We start from the raw sequence: 10,521 nt of genomic DNA on the forward strand, positions 1-10,521 counted from the left end.
TCGGCGATGGAGCTCAGATGGAGCTCAGATGGAGCTGCGGCTCTCGACCAACTCGTGGCGGCTCACCGCTCAGTAGGCGGGCTGGGAGCGGGCAGGCGTCACACGACGCAGGAGATCAACCACGCGTACGCGGTGCTGCTCGCGTCACAGTTCCAGCGCTTTTGTCGTGACCTTCATTCGGAGTGTGGCCGCTATCTCGCCGCTATCTCGCCGCCTCCCTACGGTCGCAAGCTCGACCGAGGAAAGCAGGCTCGGGCCGCGGTTGAGTCGCCAGCCGGCCTGAGGCTCGAGTGCTTCGCGTCGGTCTGCACCGCGCCGCCGTCATGGGCCCACGCCATCACAGCCAGGGCCCTGGCCGAGATCAGAAGCGCTCGGCGTGGGCCGCCGTCCACAGCTCGTCCCACTCGGGCCTGCGCGCGTCACCGAGCAGCTCGTCGCGCTCGAGGTAGTTGAACAGCTGCCCGTAGTGGCGAGAGCGCTGATAGTCGAGGCGCCGGTGGATGTGGTGCGGCGCGAGCTCGCTGGGATCCGAGAACCCGGCCGCGCCGAGCAGCTCCAAGAACGCGTGGATCGTGTTGTGGTGGTAGTTGAAGACGCGCTCGGCCTTGTCCTCGATGTCGAGGCCGCGGACGAGGTGAGGCTTTTGCGTCGCGACGCCGGTCGGGCAGTCGTTGTGGTTGCAGCGTCGGGCCTGAATGCAGCCGAGCGCGAACAGCATGGCCCGGGCGCTGTAGCAGGCGTCCGCCCCGATCGCGAGGGCCCGGGCGATGTCGAACGCGCTGAGGACCTTGCCGCTGCAGATCACGGTGATGTCGTCGCGCAGACCGACCCCGAGCAGGGCGTTGTGGACGAAGACCAGGGCCTCGGTCAGCGGCATACCCATGCGGTTGGAGAACTCGAGCGGCGCGGCCCCGGTCCCGCCCTCGGCCCCGTCGACCGTGATGAAGTCGGGCTCGATCCCGGTCTCGAGCATCGCCTTGCAGATGCCGAGGAACTCGCTGCGCTTGCCCAGACACAGCTTGAAGCCGACGGGCTTGCCCTCGGACAGCTCGCGGAGCCGGGCGACGAAGGTCAGCAGCGTCTTGGGGCTGTTGAAGGTGGAGTGGCAGGGGGGCGAGAGCACGTCCTGGCCCAGGGGCACGCCGCGGATCTCGGCGATCTCTCGGGTCAGCTTGGCGGCGGGCAGGATCCCGCCGTGGCCCGGCTTGGCGCCCTGGCTGAGCTTGATCTCGATCATCTTGACCTCGGCCAGCTTGGCGCGCTGGGTGAACGCGGCCTCGTCGAACCCGCCAGCTTTGGACCGACAGCCAAAGTAGCCCGTGCCGATCTGCCAGATGAGATCACCCCCGCCCGTGAGGTGGTAGCTGCTGATCCCGCCCTCGCCGGTGTTGTGGGCGAACTCGCCGCGCGCGGCCCCGCGGTTGAGGGCCTCGATCGCGTTGCGCGAGAGCGAGCCGTAGCTCATCGCCGAGATGTTGAGGATTGACGACGAGTAGGGCTGGGAGCAGTGCTTGGCCCCGATCGTCAGGCGCGCGTCCTCCTTGGTCGGGCTCGCGGCCTCGAGCGAGTGATCGAGCCACTCGTAGCCCGGGAGGTAGACGTCGAGCTGAGTCCCGAAGGGGGTCGTGTCGTTGACGTTCTTGGCCCGCTGGTAGACGACCGAGCGCTGCTCGCGGTCGAAGGGCATGCCGTCGGTGTTCGACTCGATGAAGTACTGGTTGATCTCCGGGCGGATCGTCTCGAACAGGTAGCGGCCGTGGCCGATGAGCGGGAAGTTGCGGAGGATCGCGTGCTTGGTCTGGAACAGGTCGTAGACGCCGACCAGGACCAGCGGGCCCGCGAAGAAGTAGGCGATCAAGCTCGGCGGCCACCACAGCGCGAGCGCGCCGATGGTGCCAAGCACGACGATCGAGACGACCCCAAACCAAGCCCGTGCCGACATGCGAGAGCGATGCTCCCGGCTTTCTCGGGGCGATGCAAGGTCATTTCCGGGCCCCGGGCTCGGGGCCTCGTCGCCCTCGCGCCACCAGCTCGCTGATGCGTGCGCGGATCTCTGCGCTGCGGCGCCCCTGCCCGTGGGCCTGCTCGAACAACGCGAGCGCGCGCTCATATTCGACGAGCGCGGCCTCGAAGTCGCCGCGGGCCTCGAGCGCGCTCGCTAGCTCGACGCGGACGACCGCCTCGCGGGGTGCCGCGGGGCCGTGGGTCCAGGGCTTAGCGAGCTCGACGCCGAGCTCGTCGGGGCTGGCGGGCCGCTCGGGCTCGGGCGACGGCGACGGCCCGAGGCTCATGACCGTGGCCGCGACGCCGATGACCGCGCCCGCGAGCGAGCCGAGCGCGAGCCCAAACCACAGGCGCTGCTCGGCCGCGCGGCCCCGGGGGTTGAGGGCCTCGAGCAGGGCCTCCATGCTCGGGTGGCGCTGAGCCGGGTTCCAGGCGAGGCCGCGGCGCAGGGCCCTGACGACGCGGCGGGGGACGTCGCGCTTGCGAAAGGGCTTGAGCTGACCGAGGCGCATGCGCGCGAGCAGCTTCTCGCGGCTGCCCTCACCGTAGGGCTTCTCGCCGTTGAGCGCCTCCCACATGGCCACGCAGTAGGAGAACTGGTCCCCGCGGACATCGACCGGCCGCCCGCGGTGCTGCTCGGGCGACATGTAGGCTGGGGTCCCCACGACCGCGCCGAGCCGGGTCAGCTCGGCGAGCGGGGTGTGGTCGTCGAGGAGCTCGCGGGGGGGGACGCCGGGCTCGAGCAGGCCGGACGCGCTCTCGACCCGGGTCGGCTGGTCCGTCAGCGCAGGCGCGCCGCCTGCCGGGTCGTCCTCGTCGAGGTCGTCCTCGAAGCCGTCGTCGAGGTCGTCGTCGAGGTCGTCCTGGCTGATGTAGCCCTCGCGCGCGATGCCGAAGTCGAGCACCATCACCCGGTCGTCCTCGCCGATCATCACGTTCTCGGGCTTGACGTCACGGTGCACGAGCCCGGCTCGGTGGGCCGCGGCCAGCCCCCGGCCGATCTGCAAGAACACGTCGACGAGCTCGGCGGTCGGCGGTCGGGGGCTTCGCTGCAGCCACTGGTGCAGGGTTTGGCCCTCGATGAACTCCATGGCCACGAACACCCGCCCCTCGTGAGTCCCGACGTCGTGGACCGAGATGACGTTGGGGTGGCGGAGCCGGGCGAGGGCCTGGCCCTCGCGCAGCAGCCGAGCGCGGCCCCGGGGCGAGCCCAGGCTCCCGTCGCGTCCGCGGACGATCTTGATGGCCAGCTTGCGATCGAGCTCCGGATCCCAAGCCGAGTAGATCACCCCCATGCCGCCGACGCCGAGGCACTCGATCACCCGGTAGCGGCCGATCGTCTGGCCGCGCGTCAGCCAGTCGGGCCGCGAGGGCGACCCGTCGTCCGGCTCTTCGGGCTCCGCGTCGACCTGCGTCGACGTGTCGTGGCCCGGGTGGGGAGAGTCTCCCGCCATCGCGGGAGTCTAGTACTGGACCCCCAGCGTCGGATCTCGCCGCCGACAGCGTGGTTCATCTTCGCGCCTCGGTGACCGAAGCGGCGGCTGGCCGGCGCCACCCATCGCGGCTGAATCCAGTTCTGACCGCGCAGATCAGGGTTCACACCGCCGCGGGCCGGAGGGGGAGCGCGGTGTGCGAGGGGCCATTTGCTCGCTCTGGCCGTCCGCGTACCATGAGAGCTCACGTGGCGCGGGAGCACTCGGGCAGCTTGTCGGCCGGCGGTCGGTCTCCATCGACGCCCCCCTCCCGGGGTCGTGGGGCGAGCCCTAGTGCCGAGTCTGCGACCGACTGGGCCTCCGACGAGCTCCAGTTCGAGACGGACAGGGAGCTGCGACCGAGCCGGGTGGTCGAGGCCGAGGCGCGGTGGGCCGAGGGCTACGAGCGCGACGAGGACGTCGCGCGTTCGCTGCGTTTGCGCAGGATCGTCTTGTGGGGCGGGCTCGCGTGGCTGTCCTTCCTGCCCATCGACATCAGCTTCAACTTCATGCGCGGGGTGAACGAGGGCCCCGCCTACGTGCTCGCTCGGATGCTGACCGTCATCCCGCTGGTCCTGGTCTGGATCCATCTCGGCCGCGGGCCGACGCCCAGCCGTCGCCAGCTGATGGCCCTCGAGGGCCTCACGCTCTCGCTCGTCGCGGGCGTGACCGCCTACATCGTGGTGCTCAGCGGTGGTCTGGCGAGCCCGAGCCTCGCTGGCTTGCTGCCGATCCTGGTCGTCCGCGCGATCGCGATACCCGATCGGTGGCAGCGCGGTCTGGCGCTGCTGTGCATGCCGACCTTCGCGTTTTGGGCGGTCCTCGGGGTCGCCACGCTCACGCGCGCCGACGCGCCGCCGCTCGACCCCGCGATCTGGGCGACGGTCATCCTCCACCTTGGCCTTCAGGCCGCGACGATCGGCATGATCACGATCGGGACCCACGCGGCCTGGGACGTGCGTCGGAGCTTGTACAAGGCCCGGACGGTCGGGCGCTACGAGCTCCTGCAACCCCTCGGGCGCGGGGCCATGGGCGAGGTCTGGACTGCCTGGCACCAGACCCTGCATCAACAGGTCGCGCTCAAGATCCTGCCGATCGACCACGACAACGGGGCCGCCCGGGCCCGCTTCGAGCGCGAGGTCGCGGCCACGACCAAGCTGCGCCATCCAAACACCGTGCGGGTCTACGACTTCGGGCTGACCGCCGACGGCTTTTGCTACTACGTGATGGAGCTGCTCGAAGGCGAGACCGTGGCCGAGCTGGTCGCGCGCGACGGTCCGCTCCCGATCGCGCGCTCGCTCGCGCTCCTGCGCCAGGCGGCCCGCGCGCTCGCCGAGGCCCACGGGCTCGGGATCGTCCACCGCGACGTCAAGCCCGAGAACCTGTTTGTCTCAACCCCCGCGGGCGAGCGCGACGTCATGAAGGTCCTCGACTTCGGCGTGGCGAGCGTGGCTGCCGAGGCCGCCGAGGCCCTCGACCTCGGCCCGACCGAGCCGCTGAGCCTGATGGGGAGGGCCGCCGCCGCGGCGGCGCGCGACCGCGACCGCGACCCTCCGACCGAGCCGGGCTTTGGCGAGCGCGATCCCGACGGGCCCTCGGGCGCGGCCGAGCGCGCCGTGGGTACGCCGCTGTACATCTCGCCCGAGGTCGCGCGCGGAGGCGTGGCCGACCCTCGGTCGGATATCTACGGGCTCGGCTGCGTGCTGTACTTCATGCTCACCGGGCGGCCGGTGTTCGTCGAGCGCGACGTCCCCTCGCTGCTGCGCGCCCACGCCGAGCAGCTGCCTGCGCCGCCGTCCACCTTGCTGGCGTCGGCGCTGCCTGACTACGTCGAGAAGCTCGTGATGCGCTGCCTGGCCAAGGACCCCGGGGCCCGCTACGCCAACGCCGACGCGCTCGTGGCCGCGATCGACCTGTGCGTGAGGCTCGGTCACAACGATCGCCGACGAGGGGGCGGGGAGTCGCAGCAGCCGCGGGTGCGTGCCAGCCGAGCTCAGCTCGAGGCCTGGACCGAGCACAGCAAGACCGAGACCGACATGACCGTGCTCGGGGCCCAGGAGTAGGGCGTGGGGCGAAGGGCCGATCGGAGCTTGCCGGTCCGCGCTTCGCGGCATAGAACGCAAACCAGTGCCCGAAGCTGCCGGCAAGCCTGCGCGATCGATTTCGCGCCTCTCGACCTCCGCTGCCCTCAGGTCGGTGCTCGGGCGGGTCGGGCTCTCGCTGGCCCTCGCGCTCGTCGGCTGCGGCGGCGGCGACGAGGGCAAGGCCGAGGCCGAAGCGCGCGTCGCCCGGGTCCGGATCGCGGAGGTCGTCGAGGTCGTCCCCGAGGTCAGCTCTCGCCACCTCGTTCTGCTCGAGGCCTGGCGCCGGGCCCAGCTCTCGCCTCGCTACGGGGGGCAGGTCGCCGAGCTGCTCGTCGAGGAGCAGGCCGAGGTCGCGGCCGGCGAGGTCCTCGTGCGCCTCGTCGACGCCGATGCCCGCGGCTCACTGATGAGCGCCAACGCGTCCCGCCAGAGCTCGCAAAAGCGCCTCGCCGACCTCGAGCGCCAGCTCGCCGACGCCCGCGAGCTGTTCGACTCCGGGGCGGGCACCCGCCGTGAGGTCGAGCGGCTCGAGACCGAGGTCGAGACCACGCGCGCCTCGATCCGCCAGGCCTCGGGCCAGATCATCCAGTCGCGCGACCGCAAGTCGGCCAACGAGATCACCGCCCCCTTCGCGGGGGTGGTCACGGTCCTCGACGCCGAGCTCGGCGAGTACGCCAGCCCTGGCGCGCCGCTCGTGACCCTGTCCGAGCTCGAGCGCCTCGCCGTCGAGGTCCCGCTCTCGCAGCTCGAGATGGTCATCCACGCCCGCGGCAAGCTCGAGTTTGAGGTCCTGATCCGTGGGGTGCGCGAGGACGCCGAGCTCGAGTGGATCGCCCGCGAGGCCGACGAGGGCACCAACACCTTTCCAGCTCGCCTGCGCATCGACAACCGCAGCCAGCGTCTGCGCGCCGGGGAGGCCGTCGAGGTCCTCGTCCGCGGCGACGAGGGCGAGCCCGAGATCGTGGTCCCGCCCACGGCGATCCGCTGGGAGGCCGGTCAGGCCTACGTGCTCCGCGCGACTCGTGTCGGGGGCGGGGATGAGGCCGAGGAAGGCCGCGAGCAGCTCGAGCGCGTCGACGTCACCGTCCACCAGGACGTCGGCGGGGGCGTGGCGGTCGAGGGCCCGCTCGTGCCTGGCGCGCGCGTGGTCAGCTCCGGGCCGGCGACCCTCGTCGACGGCGACGAGGCCATCATGATCCCCCATGCGCCGCGCGCTCCGGGCTCCTAGCTGAGAACCTGCGATGTTCGACAAGATCATTCGCCTCAGCGTTGGCAACTCGGTGTTCGTCAACCTGCTGTTCTTCCTGATCATCGCGGCGGGGATCCTCGGCGCGCTCAAGCTCCCGCGCGAGCAGTTCCCCGAGGTCAGCCTCGACGCGGTCGGCGTCGAGGTCGTCTACGTCGGCGCGACCGCGAGCGACGTCGAGGAGCTGATCATCCGCCCGATCGAGGAGGAGCTCGACAACGTCGCTGACGTCAAGCGCATCGAGTCGCTCGCGACCGAGGGCGCGGCCAACATCACGATCACCTTCCTCGCGGGCACGGATCTGCGCGACGCCCGAGCTGACGTCGAGAAGGCGGTCCAGGCGACCGAGGATCTGCCCGAGGACGCCGAGACCCCCCAGGTCCGCGAGGTCAAGCTCGACCTCCCGGTCCTGACCGTCTCGCTCCTCGGCGATCGCGCGCTCCGGACCGAGGCCGACCGGGTCCAGGAGCTGCTCTCGCGTCGGCCCGGCGTCGCGGGCGTGACCGTGACCGGCCTGACCGAGCCGCGCATCGTCGTGAACCTCGACGAGACCAAGCTGCGCTCCCTCCAGATCCGGCCCGCGGAGATCAGCCAGGCGATCCGCAACGCCAAGGCCAGCGTCCCGGCCGGGACCGTCGAGAGCGGCGGCTCGGAGATCTTCGTCAAGACCGACAAGCGCCTGCGCTCGGCGGCCGAGGTCGCCGCGATCCCGCTGCGGCCCGGCTCGCCCGTGCGCATCGGTGACGTGGCCAAGGTCCGCGACGTCGAGGAGCAGCCCGACACCCGCTACTTCGTCAACGGCGTCGAGGCCATCCAGCTGGTCGTCAACCGCGAGGAGTCGGCCGACCCGCTCGAGATCCGCGACGACCTCATCGAGCTGCTCCCGACCCTCGACGAGCAGCTCCCGCCCAGCGCCCACGCGGTGATCTCGGAGGACTACACCACGCTGATCCGCGACCGCCTCCAGACCGTGCTGATCAACGGCGCGACCGGGGCCCTGCTCGTGGTCCTGGTCCTCGCCTGGGTCGCGGGCTTCCGCCAGGCGATGCTGGCGCTGTGGGGCATGCCCGTGTCCTACCTGCTCGCGACCTTCATGATGGACCAGACCGACATGACGATTAACGTCATCTCGACCTTCGGTCTGCTGATCGCCACGGGCATCGTGGTCGACGACGCCATCGTCGTGATCGAGAACACCCAGCGCCACCTCGAGATGGGCAAGACGCGGGTCCAGGCGGCGATCGACGGGGCCAAAGAGGTCCTGCTCCCGGTGACCGTGGCCGTGACCACGACCTGCTTCGCGTTCTTACCCCTGACGATGGTCGGCGGGACCATGGGCCGGGTCATGAAGATCCTGCCGCTCGCGGTGATGTTCTGCCTGGTCGGCTCGCTGATCGAGGCGATCTTCATCCTCCCGGGTCACCTCGCGCACTTCGCCAGCCGCGACGCCGAGGGCGGGCGCACGGCGAGGCTCGTCGAGCGCATGAAGGCCGTGTATCGGCCGGTCTTGAACCTGTGCCTGCGCTGGCGCTGGCTCGTGGCCGGGCTCGCCTTCCTCGCCTTCGTTGCGACGATCCTCCTCGCGACCAAGATGCCCTTTCAGTACACCGCCCCGGGCAAGCCCACGGAGCTGCAGATCAGCTACAAGCTCCCGGCCGGGGTCGGGCGCGAGGCCACCCGCGCCCAGGGCGAGGCGATTCGGGCCCTGGTCCTCGACGAGTTTGGCGCCTCGGCCGAGGCTGAAGAGGCCCTGGTCCGGACCAGCAAGCTGCGGATTGGCTCGGTCCGAGACCCACGCACGCAGCTGCTCGAGACCGGGGCCAACGTCGGCATCATCCGCTTCGAGTTCAAGCTCGAAGACGAGGTCATCGAGGGCTACCCGGGCCTCATCGTCAGGCTCGAGGACTACCTCGCGACCAACCCCGATCTCGCGGCTTACACGATCATGGAGCCCCAGGCCGGGCCGCCCGCGGGCCCGGCGATCACCGCGCGGGTGCGCGGTCGCTACCCCGAGCAGATCGACGCCGTGGTCCGCGAGCTCAAGACCTACCTGCGCACCCTCGACGGCGTCCAGAACATCGACGACGACAGCGGGATCGGCAAGGAGACCTTCAGCGTGCGGGTCGATCAGGACCTCGCCGCGCTCTACGGCCTCAACGAGCTCGAGATCGCCAACGCCCTTCGCTCGGCGATCGACGGGATGGTCGCGGCCGAGGTCTCGATCGACGAGCAGCGGGTGGAGATCGTCGTCCGGACCGCGGGCGCGCAGGGGCTGGATCGCTCGGGCATCGGCAGCTTGACGGTTACGACCGCCGACGGCCGCGTGGTCCGCCTCGATCAGGTCGCCAAGCTCGAGCGCACCCGCGAGATCGGCTCGATCCGCCGTCGCGACGGCCAGCGGACCGTGGCCGTGACCGCCGACGTCGCCCAGGAGGTCATCACGGCACTCGACGCCTCGAAGAAGATCCAGGAGTACTTCGACGACAAGCTCGCCGAGCGCTACCCGGAGCTCGAGATCCAGTTTGGTGGTGACACCGAGGAGATCAACGAGAGCCTCAGCGATCTGCCCGGCGCGTTCTTGCTTGCGATCGGGCTGATCTACATCGCCCTGGCCCTGCAGTTTCGGTCATACGTCCAGCCCGTGATCATCTTGTGCGCCGTGCCCTTTGGGATCATGGGCGCGATCCTCGGGCTGTTTGGCATGGGCTACGACCTGTCCTTGTTCGCGCTGTTCGGGGTCGTGGCCCTGGCTGGGATCGTCGTCAACGACTCGCTGGTGATGGTCGACTTCATCAACAAGCGCCGGACCAACGACGGCTATGAGGTCTTCGACGCGGCCCTCGACGGCGCGCTCGAGCGCCTCCGGCCGATCGTCTCGACCACGCTCACGACCTGCTTCGGGCTCGGCCCGCTCGCGGTCGGGGTTGGGGGGAAGGATGAGATCCTCGCGCCGATGGCGATCTCGATCGCCGCGGGCCTCGGTATCTCGACGGCTCTGGTCTTGTTGGTCGTGCCTTCGGTCTACGTGATGATCGAGCGTGACGTGCTCGGGTTGTGGTACCGGATGTTTCCCGGTCGTCGGACTGGGGACGACGGTTCGGACGACGCGCTCGCGTAGCGGGGTCTTGGCTCTTGTAGTTTTTTTGCGCTCTGTTTTTGGCGGTGGGGGACTCTGCTTCGAAGCGCTGGGGGGGCGGATCGTGTTCGTTGATGAGGCTGTGTCGTGGCCGTCGGGGCCCCGCGCGTGGCGACAGGAGGTCCGTGTTCGGGGCGTCGCCTCTCCATCTGGGGTGCAGAAGGCTCTTGGTGCGACATCAGCATGTCGGTCGGTTGGGCGTCGAAGGTGCTTTTCGTACGGCGATACCCCGAACACGGACCTCCTGTAGCCTTTTTGCGCTCTGCTCTTTGCGGGGGGTGACCCCGCTCGGACGCGCTGGGGGGGCGGCTCGTGTTCGTTGATGAGGCTGTGTCGTGGCCGATGGGGCCCCGCGCGTGGCGACAGGAGGTCCGTGTTCGGGGCGTCGCCTCTCCATCTGGGGTGCAGAAGGCTCTTGGTGCGACATCAGCATGTCGGTCGGTTGGGCGTCGAAGGTGCTTTTCGTACGGCGATACCCCGAACACGGACCTCCTGTAGCCTTTTTGCGCTCTGCTCTTTGCGGTGGGTGACCCCGCTCGGACGCGCTGGGGGGGCGGCTCGTGTTCGTTGATGAGGCTG

General features: G+C 70.1%; 5 protein-coding genes. 3 read left to right on the forward strand and 2 right to left on the reverse strand.

Annotated features, from left to right (window positions below):
* Positions 1 to 361: 361 nt before the first annotated feature.
* Both ENSA5_RS08010 and ENSA5_RS08015 read right to left on the reverse strand, forming a co-directional pair.
* The gene (locus tag ENSA5_RS08010; protein WP_106391042.1) at positions 362 to 1,942 is read right to left on the reverse strand and encodes an FMN-binding glutamate synthase family protein; all 1,581 of its coding nucleotides are present in this window, start codon (positions 1,940 to 1,942) and stop codon (positions 362 to 364) included.
* 40 nt (positions 1,943 to 1,982) lie between these two features.
* Positions 1,983 to 3,458, reverse strand: coding sequence for a serine/threonine-protein kinase (locus tag ENSA5_RS08015; protein WP_106391043.1), 1,476 nt, complete (start codon positions 3,456 to 3,458; stop codon positions 1,983 to 1,985).
* Between the two features lie 386 nt (positions 3,459 to 3,844).
* On the opposite strand from ENSA5_RS08015, the gene ENSA5_RS08020 reads away from it, so the two are divergent.
* The 3 genes from ENSA5_RS08020 (at position 3,845) to ENSA5_RS08030 (ending at position 9,924) form a co-directional block, all read left to right on the forward strand.
* The gene (locus ENSA5_RS08020; RefSeq protein ID WP_181197500.1) at positions 3,845 to 5,539 is read left to right on the forward strand and encodes a serine/threonine-protein kinase; all 1,695 of its coding nucleotides are present in this window, start codon (positions 3,845 to 3,847) and stop codon (positions 5,537 to 5,539) included.
* Between the two features lie 133 nt (positions 5,540 to 5,672).
* A complete protein-coding gene (locus ENSA5_RS08025; protein ID WP_181197501.1) occupies positions 5,673 to 6,788 on the forward strand; it encodes an efflux RND transporter periplasmic adaptor subunit in 1,116 nt (371 codons plus the stop codon).
* 13 nt (positions 6,789 to 6,801) lie between these two features.
* A complete protein-coding gene (locus ENSA5_RS08030) occupies positions 6,802 to 9,924 on the forward strand; it encodes an efflux RND transporter permease subunit (protein WP_106391046.1) in 3,123 nt (1,040 codons plus the stop codon).
* Positions 9,925 to 10,521 lie beyond the last annotated feature (597 nt).

Source organism: Enhygromyxa salina (assembly GCF_002994615.1).
GTDB classification, from domain to species: Bacteria; Myxococcota_A; Polyangia; order Nannocystales; family Nannocystaceae; genus Plesiocystis; species Plesiocystis salina_A.